The 16,125-nt window shown below is 53.0% G+C and carries 15 protein-coding genes; 11 read left to right on the top strand and 4 right to left on the bottom strand.

Annotation, left to right across the window (positions count from 1 at the left end; translation table 11 throughout):
- Positions 1-75 precede the first annotated feature (75 nt).
- The 4 genes from HMPREF2572_RS04490 to HMPREF2572_RS04475 all read left to right on the top strand — a co-directional run bounded on the left by HMPREF2572_RS04490 (position 76) and on the right by HMPREF2572_RS04475 (position 2,163).
- Positions 76-573: an SEL1-like repeat protein gene (locus HMPREF2572_RS04490; RefSeq protein ID WP_070496425.1), complete on the top strand. Its 498-nt coding sequence runs from the start codon at positions 76-78 to the stop codon at positions 571-573.
- An 89-nt stretch (positions 574-662) separates the two neighbouring features.
- Entirely contained in the window at positions 663-896 is a 234-nt protein-coding gene (locus HMPREF2572_RS04485) for an RNA-binding S4 domain-containing protein (RefSeq protein WP_070496424.1), read from the top strand.
- Positions 874-1,092 carry a hypothetical protein gene (locus HMPREF2572_RS04480; protein WP_070496423.1) on the top strand — a complete coding sequence of 73 codons (219 nt, stop codon included), beginning with the start codon at positions 874-876 and terminating at the stop codon, positions 1,090-1,092. Before HMPREF2572_RS04485 ends, HMPREF2572_RS04480 begins: the two co-directional genes overlap by 23 nt.
- Before the next feature lie 234 nt (positions 1,093-1,326).
- Positions 1,327-2,163: a PHP domain-containing protein gene (locus HMPREF2572_RS04475; protein WP_070496422.1), complete on the top strand. Its 837-nt coding sequence runs from the start codon at positions 1,327-1,329 to the stop codon at positions 2,161-2,163.
- 389 nt (positions 2,164-2,552) lie between these two features.
- Here HMPREF2572_RS04475 and HMPREF2572_RS04470 read toward each other — a convergent pair whose 3' ends face one another.
- The gene (locus HMPREF2572_RS04470) at positions 2,553-4,127 is read right to left on the bottom strand and encodes an inorganic phosphate transporter (protein WP_070496421.1); all 1,575 of its coding nucleotides are present in this window, start codon (positions 4,125-4,127) and stop codon (positions 2,553-2,555) included.
- A 161-nt stretch (positions 4,128-4,288) separates the two neighbouring features.
- Between HMPREF2572_RS04470 and HMPREF2572_RS04465 the strand changes: the two genes are divergently transcribed.
- Positions 4,289-5,389: an anhydro-N-acetylmuramic acid kinase gene (locus tag HMPREF2572_RS04465; RefSeq protein ID WP_070496420.1), complete on the top strand. Its 1,101-nt coding sequence runs from the start codon at positions 4,289-4,291 to the stop codon at positions 5,387-5,389.
- A gap of 166 nt (positions 5,390-5,555) precedes the next feature.
- Here HMPREF2572_RS04465 and HMPREF2572_RS04460 read toward each other — a convergent pair whose 3' ends face one another.
- Positions 5,556-6,356, bottom strand: a complete 801-nt coding sequence (locus tag HMPREF2572_RS04460) for a factor H-binding protein (protein WP_070496419.1) — start codon at positions 6,354-6,356, stop codon at positions 5,556-5,558.
- Between the two features lie 315 nt (positions 6,357-6,671).
- Here HMPREF2572_RS04460 and dnaE point away from each other — a divergent pair, with 315 nt between their 5' ends.
- Both dnaE and HMPREF2572_RS04450 read left to right on the top strand, forming a co-directional pair.
- Positions 6,672-10,106 (top strand): DNA polymerase III subunit alpha, encoded by a 3,435-nt coding sequence (dnaE, locus tag HMPREF2572_RS04455; RefSeq protein WP_070496418.1) that lies wholly within the window; start codon positions 6,672-6,674, stop codon positions 10,104-10,106.
- 313 nt (positions 10,107-10,419) lie between these two features.
- Positions 10,420-10,965 (top strand): cytosine permease, encoded by a 546-nt coding sequence (locus tag HMPREF2572_RS04450; RefSeq protein WP_070496417.1) that lies wholly within the window; start codon positions 10,420-10,422, stop codon positions 10,963-10,965.
- 105 nt (positions 10,966-11,070) lie between these two features.
- On the opposite strand, the gene HMPREF2572_RS04445 is transcribed toward HMPREF2572_RS04450, so the two are convergent.
- Together HMPREF2572_RS04445 and HMPREF2572_RS04440 are read right to left on the bottom strand one after the other, a co-directional pair.
- Positions 11,071-11,781 (bottom strand): SAM-dependent methyltransferase, encoded by a 711-nt coding sequence (locus tag HMPREF2572_RS04445; protein WP_070496416.1) that lies wholly within the window; start codon positions 11,779-11,781, stop codon positions 11,071-11,073.
- A 58-nt stretch (positions 11,782-11,839) separates the two neighbouring features.
- On the bottom strand, positions 11,840-12,430 hold the full coding sequence (locus tag HMPREF2572_RS04440; protein WP_070496415.1) for a Maf family protein: 591 nt from the start codon (positions 12,428-12,430) through the stop codon (positions 11,840-11,842).
- A 54-nt stretch (positions 12,431-12,484) separates the two neighbouring features.
- On the opposite strand from HMPREF2572_RS04440, the gene HMPREF2572_RS04435 reads away from it, so the two are divergent.
- The 4 genes from HMPREF2572_RS04435 to plsX all read left to right on the top strand — a co-directional run bounded on the left by HMPREF2572_RS04435 (position 12,485) and on the right by plsX (position 15,251).
- Positions 12,485-12,985 carry a YceD family protein gene (locus HMPREF2572_RS04435; RefSeq protein WP_003776445.1) on the top strand — a complete coding sequence of 167 codons (501 nt, stop codon included), beginning with the start codon at positions 12,485-12,487 and terminating at the stop codon, positions 12,983-12,985.
- Between the two features lie 34 nt (positions 12,986-13,019).
- Positions 13,020-13,199, top strand: a complete 180-nt coding sequence (gene rpmF / locus HMPREF2572_RS04430) for a 50S ribosomal protein L32 (RefSeq protein WP_003744026.1) — start codon at positions 13,020-13,022, stop codon at positions 13,197-13,199.
- Between the two features lie 159 nt (positions 13,200-13,358).
- Positions 13,359-13,886, top strand: a complete 528-nt coding sequence (locus tag HMPREF2572_RS04425; RefSeq protein ID WP_070496440.1) for a phosphoribosyltransferase — start codon at positions 13,359-13,361, stop codon at positions 13,884-13,886.
- A 291-nt stretch (positions 13,887-14,177) separates the two neighbouring features.
- Positions 14,178-15,251, top strand: a complete 1,074-nt coding sequence (gene plsX, locus HMPREF2572_RS04420; protein WP_070496414.1) for a phosphate acyltransferase PlsX — start codon at positions 14,178-14,180, stop codon at positions 15,249-15,251.
- Positions 15,252-16,125: the final 874 nt, after the last annotated feature.

Here is a 16,125-nt window from a genome sequence, read left to right as displayed (position 1 = left end):
CGCCGTACTGATTTAAAGTTAATCCACTATAAACCACTGACAAACCCTTATCCGCACAAAAGTCCTTGAGAAACCATGAAACCCGCCAAAACCTCCCTACTATTCGCCCTTCTGCTCGGACTGCTGCCGGCAGCATACGCCGAAGACTATGACGACGAAGCCTATCAAAAGCTGATCACACAATGCACCCGCAACCAGCTCGACAGTTGCGTCACACTCGGCATTTGGACCCGCGACTATCTGGAAAGCCCTGCCGACGCCTACCTGCCGCTGAAGAAAGCCTGCGACGGCAAAAACATGAAGGGCTGCAACGTATTGGCAAACCTCTATTTAGACCCATACAGCGGTTTGGGCATGGACTACCCCAAAGCCCTCGAACTCTACCGCAAAGCCTGCAAAGGCGGCTATGAAAACGCCTGCCGCAACGCCAAAGAAACCGAAGAGGAAATGCGCAGTCAAACGGCGGAAGACCGCGCAGCAAAACGGCAAGAGCGACTGGAGGCATTGCAACGTTCCTGCATGGGCGAAAACGATGCCGCCTGCAGAGCCTTGCAACGCGAATTGCAACGCTGATACCGAAGCCTTTGTCCGCCTGAAACGGCTTTCAGACGACCTATGCTACAATTTCACACATTCAAACCTTCCCCATCACAGGAAACCTCATGGAAGCCACCGTCTATCTCGAAGACAACGAATACATCGCCCTGTGCGACCTGTTAAAACTCGCCGGACTTGCCGAAAGCGGCGGACAGGCGAAAGCGTTTATCGCCGAAGGACTGGTGTTGCGCAACGGCGAAACCGAAACCCGCAAAACCGCCAAAATACGCGGCGGCGAAGTCATCGAGTTTGACGGCGCGTGCTTGGAAATCGCCGATGGATACGACCCTGAAGAATAAAGCCGAAGCCCTCTTGGGCGAACCGCTTCTAGACGAACCGGTCCGCCCCGAATCGTGGGAATGTTGCGGCAGCGACTGCGGCGATGCCTGCATCCAGACGATTTATTGGACGGATAAAGCCCGCTATGACGCGCAGCAGCGGAAATTGAAAGAAGCGGGGTGGTCGGAAGACGAAGAGAACGGAAAGGTCGTCTGAAAACGGTTCGGCTTGATCAAATCGCGTTTTCAGACGACCTTTTACTTTTCAAAAGCCGTAGGTTGGATACTTGTATCTGACAAAACGTTGAATGTTCCGCTGATTCAAATCATCGCGGCGGAATTTGAACTGTCGGATTTAAAAATCCGTCCTACTAATTTTCAGACGACCTTTGTCAGATTCTGTTTTCAACATGACCGCCCCGCCCTTCATTCACCACACACATAACACCCCATGATAGACCTGCACTGCCATTCCACCGTTTCCGACGGTATGCTCTCCCCCGCCGAAGTCGTGCGCCTCGCGCATCAAAACGGCTGCACGCTGCTGGCGTTGACCGACCACGACCACACCGGCGGCATCGCCGAAGCGCGTGCCGAAGCGGACAAACTCGGGCTGCGTTTCGTCAATGGCGTGGAAATCTCCGTCACTTGGCGTGGGCGCACCATACACGTCGTCGGTTTGGATTTCGACGAACAAGACGAAAACCTGCAAAACCTGTTGGCGCAAGTACGGCAAGGTCGTCTGAAACGCCTTGAAGCCATCGCCGCCAAGCTCGAAAAGAAAGGCATCAGCGGCGCAAACGACGGCGCACTCGCGCTGGCGGCAAACAAAGAAATGGTCAGCCGCACCCACATCGCCGAGTTCCTCATCCAAGCGGGACACGTCAAAAACAAGCAGCAGGCGTTCACCAAATACTTGGGCGACGGCAAATCCTGCGCCGTCCGCCACGAATGGGCGACGCTGGAAGACTGCGTATACGCCGTCAACGGCGCGGGCGGCATGGCAATCATCGCCCACCCCATGCGCTACGATTTGTCCGCCACCGCCAAGCGCAATCTGTTTGAAGAATTTAAAAACCTCGGCGGCGTGGGCATCGAAGTCCACAGCGGCAACTGTTGCAAAAACGACCGCCTCAACTACGCGCTTTTAGCAGAACGCTTCGGTATGCTCGCCAGCGCGGGCAGCGACTTCCACCGCTTAAACGACTTCAGTGGCGGCATCCTCGGCGCGTGTCCCGAACTGCCGGAAAACTGCAAACCGGTTTGGGAACATTTCAAAAGAGTTTGAGCAAACAAACTTCAAGAAAATATAGTGGATTAACTTTAAACCAGTACGGCGTTGCCTCGCCTTAAGCTCAAAGAGAACGATTCTCTAAGGTGCTGAAGCACCCAAGTGAATGGTTCCGTACTATCTGGATTTTGGGGAATTTTGCAAAGGTCTCTATCTGTACTATCTGCGGCTTCGTCGGCCTTGTCCTGATTTTTGTTAATCCACTATATCTAAAAATTGCGTCCCATTATCCTTCTTGCCGCTCAAGTGGCAACGTCCTACGTTCCAAACCCATTCACAACCAAGCATCTTATCTTGCCTCACTTTTATCTTGATTTCGCCATAAAAAAGGTCGTCTGAAAGCGGGAACAGTGCTTTCAGACGACCTTTTGTGTGAAAATCCTATATTAGAACAGTGCCTGCAGAATCAGGTAGCAGGTCACGGACAGGATGGCGGCGGCGGGCAAGGTGATGACCCATGCCAAGCCGATGGGTTTCATCAGCTTCCAGTTGGCGTTGCGGTTGACCAAGCCGATGCCGAGTACCGCGCCGACCAAAATATGGGTGCTGGATACGGGCAGACCCATAAAGGAGGCGGCCATCACGACGGCGGCGGCGGAGAGTTCGGCAGTAAAGCCCGAAGCGGGGTGCATTTCCGCCAAGCTGCTGCCGACGGTTTTAATCACTTCTTTGCCGACAAACCACAAGCCGACAATCAAGGCGATACCGAATGTCAGCATGGCAATCGGCGGAACGGCGTTTTGAGAGGTAATGCTGTTGGTGCGCAATGCGTCCATAATGGCGGCAAACGGACCGATGGCGTTGGCAATATCGTTTGCGCCGTGGCTGAAGGCGAAGCCGCAGGCGGTAAACACCTGCATCCATGAAAACATTTGAAAGGTGGATTTATCCAAATCTTTGCGCTTCAGGCTTTTGGCGAATACGAACGTCCCCATCCACACTGCCGCGCCGATCATGAAGATGGTCAGGAAGCTGTTGACATTGCTCATGCCTAAGTGAAGGTTGTTCAACCCTTTGAAAATCAGCATGGCGGCAATCATCATCCCGCCGAAAGAGGCGATAAAGGGAACCCAAGAATGAAGGGCTTTATAGGAGTCGACGTTGTTTTTGCGGTTGTCCAAATCGTACAGGCCGCGGTAGTAGTCGCTTTTCAGATCGGCAGGATCAAAATCCGGCTCGTCGTAGATTTGCGCGTCGTGCGCCATTTTGGTGGCGTATTCGACTTTTTCGCTTTCGCTCAAGGCTTCAAAAAACAGGCGCTGCTGTTCTTTGTATGCCTTTTTTTCTTGTTTGATGCCCTTGAGCGTACCTTCCGCCCAAGCGTTGTAGTCCAAGACGTTTTTCTTGACGCGGGAAAACAATAAATAGGAAACCGTGCCGCCCAAGACGGGAGACAAAACCCAAGACAAGGCGATTTCGCCCAATTTGCCCCATTGAATCAGCTCGCCCGCATTCATATTGTTCATCACCGCCATACACACCGCGCTACCGACGATACCGCCGATAATGGCATGGGTGGTGGAAACAGGCAGACCTTTGCGTGAAGCAAACAAGAGCCACAATGCCGCCGCGAGCAGCGCGGACATCATGATAAAGACAAATTGCATGGGCTGAAGGTCGATGCCGTTCAGATCCACAATGCCTTTGCGTATGGTATCGGTCACTTCGCCGCCCGCAATCACCGCGCCGCTGACCTCAAACACCGCCGCAATCAGCAAAGCCTGGGGAATCGTCAGCGTACCGGAACCGACGCTGGTACCGAAAGAATTGGCGATATCGTTACCGCCCACGTTAAACGCCATGAAAACGCCGAACATGGTAGCGATAATAAACAAGATAGAATGGTTGTAATGGGTATAGCCCAAGCCCCAGTAAATAAAATAGCCGACCATGCCCACCAGCATAGCGGCAAAGACAGCGTTAATCAGCTTCAAGTTGGCACTCATCTGAGTTTGAGCCATAGGATCAGCTTCCTTAAGAATTGCGGATGTGTTTCGGACTATTGTAACCTTTTTGCAATCTTTCTTGAAACATTTATTTACCTGCGCCGCACCAAATACCTGACAAAGCACAAAACCGCGTTAAAATGTTTTTCTTTACGGCTTCATCCGAACCACGACCCATGAATACCCAACTTTATATCGGCATCATGTCCGGCACCAGCATGGACGGCGCAGATGCCGTACTTATCCGCATGCAGGGCAACGAATGGCAGGGCGCGCTGGCTCATGCCTTTACCCCGTATTCAGACGACCTCCGCCAAGAGCTGCTTGACCTTCAAAATACCGGTGACAACGAATTGCACCGCAGCAGCATCCTCTCCCAAACCCTCAGCCGCCTTTACGCGCAAACCGTCCACACCCTCCTCTCAGAGCAAAATCTGCCCGCCGAAGCCATTACCGCCATCGGCTGCCACGGACAAACCGTCCGCCACGCCCCCGAACACGGTTACAGCATCCAGCTTGCCGACTTACCCCTATTGGCGGAACTGACCAGCATTTTCACCATCGGCGACTTCCGCAGCCGCGATTTGTCATCGGGCGGGCAAGGCGCGCCGCTGGTTCCCGCCTTCCATCAAGCCCTGTTCCAGCATCCGCAGGAAACCCGCGTCGTCCTCAATATCGGCGGCATTTCCAACATCAGCGTTTTACCGCCGCAGCAAGCCGCATTCGGCTTCGATACCGGTCCCGGCAATATGCTGATGGACGCATGGATGCAGTACAACTGGCAGCAGTCATACGACCGCGACGGACAACGCGCCACGCAAGGCACTATCCTGCCTGATTTGCTGAACAACCTGCTCGACCACCCCTATTTCAGACGACCCCATCCCAAAAGTACAGGCAGGGAGCTTTTCTCCTTAAACTGGCTTCAAGGTCGTCTGAAAGGCGGTGAAAAGCCCGAAAATGTATTGAGAACCTTGGTTCGTTACACCGCGCAAACCATCCACACCGCCGTCGATACCGCCGCCCCCGACACGCGCAATCTCTATGTCTGCGGCGGCGGCGTCCGCAATCCGGTGTTGATGCAGGATTTGGCAGACTTGTTCTCCCCCGCTGTCGGATTGAACAGCACCGCAGCGCTCCATCTCGATCCGCAATGGGTCGAAGCCGCCGCGTTCGCCTGGCTCGCCGCCTGTTGGATAAACCGAACGCCCAGCAGTCCGCACCATGCGACCGGTGCAGCCAAAGCCTGCATCTTGGGTGCAGGCCACTACGCCTGATGTCCGGTTTCAGACGACCCTTCCGAAACCGTCTGCAATCACCGAACAATAAGGCTTCCTTCCAATATCCGCCCCATCAAAAAAAGGTCGTCTGAAAAGCAGCAACCCGAGTTTGAAACCTGGTTGAACTGCGTTTTCAGGCAACCTTTTTACACGTCTCTTTCAATTATTCTTTTTTACCGGCAAGTCCGATATCTTTCTCTTTATCGCCGACCTTCACTTGCGCTTTACCGGCAATCTCTTCGGCTTTGCTGCCGAAAATGTTCAAACGGTAGCTGCCTTTTTCTTCATTGTTGAGCGTCGCGCGTCCGTTAATTGTCGAACCTGCCCCTGCTGCGGCAATGTTGGCGGCAGCCAAGTCGACATTGTAATCAGGTGCCATGCCTCTGATTTTGCCCTGACCTTGTTTTTTCTCGAAATCGATGGTGTACGTCAGGCGGCCGCTATTATCGTCGCCGTTAAACGCAATGCCGCGGTAGGTATAGCTGCCCAGTTGCGGCAAGTCTTTAAAGGCAATTTCCTTACCTTGCACTTCGCCGACTTTAAATTCATACGCTTGCAAGTCTTTCAGCTTGTTGCCGTCGGCAGGATCGGCTTTCTGCTTGATATATTTGGCAGCGACCGCCGAATTGTCTTGCTTGTAAACCATAAAATCGCCGCTTTCCAAATCGATGACCTGTCCGTTGACATTGATTTTACCGACGTAGTCATAATAGGAAATCTTGTCGCGCTTCAAAAAGGCAGTGTCCAAATTGTCGCCTTTTTTAAGCGTTTGTACCTTATTGTTGGCATTCAACTGCATCGTGCCGTTTTCGGGAACGCTCTCGAAAACGGTAATGTATTTCACGCCCTTAGCCTTAGGATCAAAGCCTTTACCGATTGCATCGGACAGCGCGGAAGAGGAGCTGCCGCAAGCGGCAAGCGTAGAGACCAAAGATGCAGCAAGAACCAAGCGGACGGCTTTCATAGTTTTCCTTTCGTTTAAAGCTGTTTGATAACATGTTCATATTATAGTATTCATCGTTAGATGACGCATGATTTAAATCAATATTCATCATCACTATTTCACCGTTTTGCCTGCCTTTGCAGTTCATACCGTTGTCTTTTCATTTTTTTGAAACCGTTTCACATTTTCATTGATTGCCAAACAAACCGATACCATGATGCTGCCGCCATCTACCCTTACCGTTGAGGTCGTCTGAAACCCCGCTACGCTCCTTTTCAGACGACCTTTTTCCAACCCTGCTACAATACGCCTTTTATTGTTCACGCCGATTTTGCCATGACCGAGCCGACCTACATCCCGCTGCGCCTGCATACCGAATTTTCGATTACCGACGGTATGGTGCGGATTAAAAAACTGATTGCCAAAGCGCAGGAATACGGTTTGCCTGCTTTGGGCATCAGCGATTTGATGAACGAATTCGGTTTGGTGAAATTCTATAAAGCCTGCCGCAGCGCGGGGATTAAGCCCGTCGGTGCGGCGGATGTGTGGATAGGCAATCCGAATGCGCCCGACAAGCCGTTCCGCGCCATGCTGATTATCCGCAACGATGCGGGCTATCTGCGCCTGAGCGAGCTTTTGACGGCGGCTTATGTCGGCAAAGACCGCAATGTCCATCATGCGGAACTCAATCCCGAATGGCTGGAAAACGGCGACAACAGAGGCTTGATTTGTTTGAGCGGCGCGCATTACGGCGAAGTGGGCGTGAATCTGTTGAACGGCAATGAAGACGCGGCGCGTGCGGCGGCGTTGAAATATGCGGCGTGGTTTCCCGATGCGTTTTATCTGGAGCTGCAACGACTGCCCGAGCGTCCCGAATGGGAGGCTTGCGTTTCGGGCAGCGTGAAGCTGGCGGAGGAATTGGGTTTGCCGGTGGTAGCGACGCATCCGACGCAGTTTATGAGCCGCGACGATTTCAACGCGCACGAGGCGCGGGTGTGCATCGCGGGCGGCTGGGTATTGACGGACAAGAAACGTCCGCGCGATTTTACGCCGAGCCAGTTTTTCATTCCGCCGGAAACGATGTTGGAGCGTTTCGCCGATTTGCCCGAAGCCTTGGAAAACACGGTGGAAATCGCCAAACGCTGCAATATCCATATCACGCTGGGCAAAAACTTCCTACCCCTGTTCCCGACACCCGACGGCTTGTCGCTGGACGATTATTTGGTGAAGCTCTCAAATGAGGGTTTGCAAGAACGCATGGTTCAGCTTTATCCCGACAAGGCGGAGCGGGCGGCGAAAATGCCGGAATATCAGGAGCGGCTGGATTTTGAGCTGAACATCATCATCCAGATGAAATTCCCCGGTTATTTCCTTATCGTACAAGACTTTATCAACTGGGCGAAAACGCACGGCTGTCCGGTGGGACCGGGACGCGGTTCGGGCGCGGGTTCGCTGGTGGCGTATTCTCTGAAGATTACCGACCTCGACCCGCTGAAATACGCGCTGCTGTTCGAACGTTTCTTAAACCCCGAACGCGTTTCCATGCCCGACTTCGACGTGGACTTTTGCCAAAGCAACCGCGGCCGCGTGATTGAGTATGTGCGCGATAAATACGGCGCTCAGGCGGTGAGCCAGATTGTGACCTTCGGCACGATGTCGTCCAAAGCGGTGATACGCGACGTAGGGCGCGTGCTGGAGCTGCCGTTTACCCTGTGCGACAAACTGTCGAAGCTGATTCCGCTGGAAGCCAACAAACCTCTGGGTTTGGACGACGCGATGAAGGCGGAGCCGCAGATTCAGGAATTGATCGAAGCGGAAGAAGCGGACGAACTGATTACGCTGGCGAAAAAGCTGGAAGATCTGACGCGCGGTCTGGGTATGCACGCGGGCGGCGTGTTGATTGCGCCAGGCAAGATTTCCGATTACAGCCCCGTGTATCAGGCGGACGAATCCGCATCGCCCGTATCCATGTACGACAAAGGTGACGTGGAAGACGTGGGTTTGGTGAAGTTCGACTTTTTGGGTCTGCGCAACTTGACCATTATCGAAATGGCGCAGAACAACATCAAAAACACCACCGGTGATATTGTCGATGTCGGCAAAATCCCGCTTGACGACCAAGCCGCCTACAAAATCTTCCGCGATGCGAACACTACCGCCGTATTCCAGTTCGAGTCGACCGGCATGAAAAAAATGCTGAAAACGGCGCACACCACCAAGTTTGAAGAACTCATCGCCTTTGTGTCGCTCTACCGCCCCGGCCCGATGGACAACATCCCCGACTTCGTCGCGCGCATGAAGGGTCAGGAATTCCAATACATCCACCCGCTACTGGAAGGCATCCTCGCGCCGACCTACGGGATTATGGTGTATCAGGAACAAGTGATGCAGGCGGCACAGATTATCGGCGGCTACTCGCTCGGCGGCGCGGACCTGCTGCGCCGCGCCATGGGTAAGAAAAAGCCCGAAGAAATGGTGAAACACCGCGAAATCTTCGCCGAAGGCGCGGCAAAACAAGGCATTTCGCGCGAAAAATCCGACGAAATCTTCAACTACATGGAAAAATTCGCCGGCTACGGTTTCAACAAATCCCACGCCGCCGCCTACGCCCTGATTTCCTACCAGACCGCATGGCTCAAAGCCCATTACCCCGCCGAATTTATGGCGGCAACCATGTCGTCTGAATTGGACAACACCGACCAGCTCAAACATTTCTACGACGACTGCCGCGCCAACGGCATCGAGTTCCTGCCGCCCGACATCAACGAATCCGACTACCGCTTCACGCCGTATCCGAACATGAAAATCCGCTACGCACTCGGCGCGATTAAAGGCACGGGCGAAGCCGCCGTCGAATCCATCATCGCCGCGCGGCGAAGCGGCGGCAAGTTTACCGGTCTGTTGGACTTCTGCGAGCGCGTCGGCAAAGAACACATGAACCGCCGCACCCTCGAAGCCCTGATACGCGGCGGCGCGTTCGACAGCATCGAACCCAACCGCGCCATGCTCTTGGCAAACATCGACCTCGCCATGAACAACGCCGACCAAAAAGCCGCCAACGCCAATCAGGGCGGGCTCTTCGACATGATGGAAGACGCCATCGAACCGGTGCAGCTCATCGATGCGCCCATGTGGAGCGAATCGGAAAAACTTGCCGAAGAAAAAACCGTCATCGGCTTTTACCTATCCGGCCACCCGTTCGGCCCGTATGCCCAAGAAGTCCGCCAAATCGCCCCGACCAAATTAGGTCGTCTGAAACCGCAAGACAGCGTGCGCCTCGCCGGATTCGTTACCGCCGTGCGCACCATGATGGGCAAACGCGGCAAAATCGCCTTTGTCAGCCTCGAAGATTTGAGCGGACAAATTGAAATCATGGTCAGCGGCCAGACACTGGAAAACTGCTCCAACTACCTCAAATCCGACCAAGTGCTGATTATCGAATCCAAAGTCAGCCGCGACGACTACGGCGGTGGCGACGGGCTGCGCATCATGGCCAACCAAGTCATGACCCTGCAAATGGCGCGCGAACGTTACGCCCGCAGCCTCAGCCTCGCCCTCGCCCCCGGCCACGACATCACGCGTCTCGCCGCCATCCTCACCGCCCACCGCCTGCCCGACACGTCGCACATTCCGCTGCAACTATCGTACAGCAACGGCAAAGCGTCGGGCAGGTTTCAGGTACCGCCGAAATGGATGGTTACGCCGAGCTCTGCGTTATTCGACGAACTGGAAAACCTGCTCGGCAGCAGGGCAGTGCGCGTGAATTGGTAAGGCGCAGAGGTCGTCTGAAACGGCGACGGAAAGCTGCTGTTTAAACTGCATCGCCATAAGATGCAAAGCTGTACCTTTATTTTCAGACGACGTTTGATAAACCATTCAAAGACGTCGTCTGAAAACGCAAAACAACACTATAGTGGATTAACTTTAAATCAGGACAAGGCGACGAAGCCGCAGATAGTACATCAGGACAAGGCGACGAAGCCGCAGACAGTACAAATAGTACGGCAAGGCGAGGCAACGCCGTCCTGGTTTAAAGTTAATCCACTATACATTACAACTAAATCATCACTCACTACACCACATCATGAACACATACCAAGAAGAACCCGACGGCTTCATCCTGTATGACGAAAGGCCCGATCCCTTCGACAACCGCCGCGCCAGCCGTACGCGCTTTGCGGCAGTAAACCTGCCCATTTTGCTGGGCATCAGCGCAGTGTCCGCACTATTGCTGTGGTTGTCTCAATCATGTCTGCAGTACTGCGGCATCAGCCGACAAATCGGCGGCGCAGTACAAGTCTTTGCCATCGCCCTTTACGGTCTGCTGCACTATCAAAGCACTTGGCTGGAAAAGCGGTGCAATGATGCCGGAAAGGGGCATTATCCGGCGATATGGATGTTCAGAATCAGCATCGTACTTGCCGCCATCAGCCTGATCTTGCCGGTATTTACGTTGCCTATGGTCGCGGGTGGACTGCTTCAATTCGTCTACGGCATGATATTGCCGTCCAACCCGTTACCCAACCTGATGGGCTATCCCAAAACCAACTCGACAGCCCTACAAATCTGCGCGCTTTTAGCGTGTATCACGGCAGTGCTGATGGCTCTCGGATTGCTGCATTGGTTTTAAACTCTTCAAAATAAAACAAAGATCGTCTGAAACCTCAAAAATAAGGTTTTCAGACGACCTTTTTCAGTATGGCGGGCGAGTCCGTCAAACCGCCCCCCTACTTTTCTAACCCGCGTGCAACACAAATATCGTCGGGCGTTTTTTCAAATTCGGCAGCGTTTTCGATTTTCGCCAAGCGGCAACGGTTTGGCTGATGATTTCCTGCGTCGGCGAAGTCAGGTCGGTTGCAGTGCAGAGGCGGGTTTCAGGGTGCAGTGTTTCCAGCGCGTCGGCAAGCAGCGCGTCGTTGCGGTAAGGCGTTTCGATAAAAATCTGGGTTTCGTTTTGCTGGCGCGAACGCTGCTCCAAGCTCTTCAAAGCGGCAATACGCTCGCTTTTCTCGGACGGCAGATAGCCTTTAAACGCGAAATTCTGCCCGTTCGCCCCCGAAGCCATCAACGCGAGCAACAGGCTGGACGGGCCGACCAGCGGACGGACTTCATAGCCGTGCCGGTGCGCCAATGCCACTAAATTCGCGCCGGGATCGGCAACCGCAGGACAACCCGCTTCGCTGAGGATGCCCATGCTGCGCCCTTCCTGCAAAGGTTTCAAAAGCTCGGGCAGGGTTTTCAGGTCAGTGTGTTCGTTTAAAGTTTGCAGGTTCAGCTCGCGGATGGGCGTCGTGATGCCCAAATGTTTCAAATGGGCGCGGGCGGTTTTCTCGGCTTCGACGACAAAATCGGTCAAGCCGGTAATCTGCGTCTGTTCGTGTGGCAGCAGGCAGGGCGTATCGGGCGCGCCCAAAGGGGTGGGAATCAGGTAAAGAATCGGGGACATGATGGTGTTTCCTATACGGAAGGTCGTCTGAAACCGTCAAACGGCTTTTTCAGACGACCTAAATGATTTCTACGCCTTCGTTTTTTAAAAACTCGACCAGTTTGAAGATGGGCAAACCGATAAGCGCGTTCGGGTCGCTGCTGTCTATGCGCTCCAGCAACGCTGCGCCCAAGCCCTCGCTCTTCGCTGCACCCGCGCAGTAAACCGCGTCCGGTTCGCGCGCCAGATAACGTTCAATCTGCCCGTCTGTCAGCGTACGCATCACGACCGACGTGTTATCGACATGACGTTGAATACGGCCCGAAGCAGTATTCAAAAGCACGATTGCGCTGTAAAATTCAATCTTTCTGCCGCTCAAATCTCTGAGCATTTGTTGTGCATTTGCGACGTTCATCGGCTTACCCAACTGGCGGTCATTGCACCACGCCACTTGGTCCGCGCCAATTACCAAAGCGACAGGGAATCGACCCGCCAGCAAACGCGCCTTCCCTTCCGCCAAACGCAAGGCAGTATCCGCCGCGTTTTCACCCGCAGCAGGCGTTTCGTCGAAATCAGGCGCGGCAGTTTGGAAATCAATACCCAAACGCTCGAGCTGCGCGCGGCGGAATACCGAACCCGAACCCAATATCAAAGGCAGTTTTGCACTCATATTTTGCTTAAAAATATTGACGTTAGACTGTCGAAATTATATCATACCCCGTTTATGTCAGACCCTAATTTGATTGACCCAGAAGTTTTCGCCTCCGAAAAGCAGACCCTGCAAGGCAGCTTCCTGCTTGAGGAATTGGACGAACGAGTCCGTTCGCACGATTATCCGGCCGACAAACAAACCAAAGTGTCGTTTACGCTTAGCGGCGGACGCGACCGACTGCAGCGTTTGTTTCTCGATTTGAACGTCAAAGCCGATATGCCGCTGATTTGCCAACGATGTATCCGCCCCATGCCGTTTACGCTCGACGAAACCAGCCGCATTGTTTTGTTCGCCAATGAAGAGGACTTGGATGAAGCGATGCTTGCCGACGAAGAGTTGGAAGGCATGCCGATTGAGAAAGAACTCGACGTACGCGGGTTGGTGGAAGACCAAATCCTAATGTCGCTCCCCTTCTCCCCGCGCCACGAAAACTGCGACAATGCCGCGCTGGAACAAGTCAATCAGGACAAACCCAACCCTTTTGCTGTTTTAGCAGGTTTGAAAAGCAGTTAATCAGGACACAGTTTTATTTATCTAGGAGCTTGAAATGGCCGTTCAACAAAACAAAAAATCCCCTTCTAAACGCGGTATGCACCGCTCTCACGACGCTTTGACCGCGCCTTCTCTGTCTGTTGACAGCGTAACCGGCGAAGTACACCGCCCGCACCACATTTCCCCCAACGGTATGTACCGCGGCCGTAAAGTAGTGAAAGCCAAAGGCGAATAATCTTATTCGACTGACTGAAAAAGCCAGAATATTGCCATGCAATGCTGGCTTTTTTACATTACATCCGAACTGCCTGACTTCATGCCTGACCATGCTTCAAAATGCGGCACGAAACCCTTGCAGTTCAAACTGATACACCCAATCCAATCGGGAATCGCCATGAAACAGAAAATCTGGTACACCTACGACGACATCCACCGCGTTATCAAAGCGTTGGCGGAAAAAATCCAAAACTCCGGCGTCAAATACGATGCCATGATCGCCATCGGCGGCGGCGGCTTCATCCCCGCCCGTATGCTGCGCTGCTTTCTGGAAATCCCGATTTACGCTGTAACCACTGCCTATTACGACAGCGACAACGAAGGACAGGTAACGGAAGAAGTCAAAAAAGTCCAATGGCTCGACCCCGTCCCTGACGCACTGAAAGGCAAAAACGTACTCGTAGTCGATGAAGTCGACGACAGCCGCGTAACCATGGAATTCTGCCTGACCGAGTTGCAAAAAGAAGATTTCGGCACCGTCGGCGTTGCCGTCCTGCACGAAAAAATCAAAACCAAAGTCGGCAAAATCCCCGAAGGCATCCCCTACTTCAGCGGTCTGACCGTAGAAGACTGGTGGATCAACTACCCTTGGGACGCGCTCGATATCGACGAACACAACCGCCTTGCTGCCGAAGGTAAAAAATAAGCCCGCAACGGAGAAACCCGCCTTCTCCCGAAACGGCAACGGCGAAATCCGTAGAACACCGATAAAACGAGATTTCGCCTCTTTTCAGCGCATCTTCATAAAACGTATTAGAATGTGGAACGCAACACTTCAATCCGAAGCACCCAACCACACATACACCCCCATTTTCAGACGACCTCCATACCGCATATCGTCCAAAGGTCGTCTGAAACCGATTGTGAAGCCGAATAAACCCACAGAGGCAGCCGATACTGCCCCTATTCACCTTCACCACACAAACCGGAGAACAACATGATTACATTGGCCGTAGATGCCATGGGCGGCGACTCAGGTCTCGCAGTTACCGTCCCCGGTGCCCTTGCCTTTTTGAAACAGCAGCAAGACGTACACCTCATTATGGTCGGCGACGAATCCGCCATCCGCCAATCCCTCTCCGCAGCCAACGCGCCGATGGATCGCATTACCGTACTCCACGCCTCCGAAGTCGTCGGCATGGACGAAGCCCCGCAGCTTGCCCTGAAAAATAAAAAAGACTCCTCCATGCGCATTGCCATCAACCAAGTCAAAGAAGGCAACGCGCAGGCTGCCGTATCCGCCGGCAACACCGGCGCGCTCATGGCGACCGCCCGCTTCGTCCTCAAAACCATTCCCGGCATCGACCGCCCCGCCATCGCCAAATTCCTGCCCTCAGACAGCGAACACCTGACCCTCGCCCTCGATTTGGGCGCAAACGTCGATTGCACACCCGAACAGCTCGTACAGTTCGCCATCATCGGCAACGAACTCTTCCAAGCCCTCTACCCGCAAAAAGGCAGCCCGCGCGTCGGACTGCTTAACGTCGGTACCGAAGACATCAAAGGCACGGACACCGTCAAACAAACCTTCAAACTGCTCAAAAGCAGCAAACTGAATTTCATCGGCAACATCGAAAGCAACGGCGTCCTGTACGGCGAAGCCGACGTGATTGTCGCAGACGGCTTTGTTGGCAACATCATGCTCAAAACCATCGAAGGCGCGGTCAAGTTCATGAGCGGCGCCATCCGTCAGGAATTCCAACGCAACCTGTTCAACAAAATGGCAGCCGTCGCCGCCCTCCCCGCCCTGAAAGGGCTGAAAGGCAAGCTGGATCCGCGCAAATTCAACGGCGCCATTCTGCTCGGCCTGCGCGGCATCGTCATCAAAAGCCACGGCGGTACAGACGATATCGGCTTCAGCTATGCTTTAGAAGAAGCCTACCACGAAGCAAAATCCGCCAGTCTGTCCAAGATCGAACAAGGCGTCGCCGAACAATTCGCCGCATTGGAAGCGATTAAAGCGGAACAAGCCGCTCAAGAAGAACAGCAAGCCGAAGAAACCAAAGTTTAAGGTCTCTGCGCAAATCCTCCAAGCGTGTTTGCCAGATAAATCAAAGAGTTGTCTGAAATCCGTTTTCAGACGACCCTTTGAGTTTGAATCATTCAGTCCATCAACGTTTAATTAACGCGATGCAGCCTAGTCTCGTCCTAAAGCACGGCCATATGCTTGATCGTCTCCACATCCTCATTATAGTGGATTAAATTTATAGTGGATTAAAATAAAAATGAGACAAGGCGGCAACGCCCGCCGTGTACGGGTAGTACATAAGGGCGTTGGCAACGCCGTATCATTGCAATTTTAATCCACTTTAAATCAGGACAAGGCGACGAAGCCGCAGATAGTACATCAGGACAAGGCGATGAAGCCGCAGATAGTACAGATAGTACGGAACCGATTCACTTGGTGCTTTAAGCACCTTAGAGAATCGTTCTCTTTGAGCTAAGGCGAGGCAACGCCATACTGGTTTAAAGTTAATCCACTATACAACGCTTCAAACCGATACAACTTAATACGCTTTTATCTCCATTGTCTCCGAACATCACCAACACCACTCATTAAATCTTATTATTTTTCATAGCATTAAGTGCAATTTACAATTTCTTATCTTTTTAGTATTGATAATTATTTCTATTAGCGTATAATCAAAACCACTCGGAAGCCGTCCGCTCCGAGCCATTAAACGACAGATTATCCCCTCTTCTTTTTGTCTCATTACCTTCGGAGTGCGCATATACGAGAAATACCGTTCCCATTTATCAGATACTCAAAACCGAAAAACACAAAACCCGCTATCTCGACAGCGGGTTTTGTGTTTGCATGAAGAACGAAACGGAATTCCCGTCAAACTGAGCATTGTATAGTGGATTAAATTTAAACCAGTACG

It is taken from the genome of Neisseria sp. HMSC064E01, from assembly GCF_001808875.1.
Classification (GTDB): Bacteria; Pseudomonadota; Gammaproteobacteria; order Burkholderiales; family Neisseriaceae; genus Neisseria; species Neisseria sicca_A.
The sequence above is the reverse complement of the archived record's forward strand: the minus strand, read 5'-3'. Positions and strand labels throughout refer to the sequence as shown.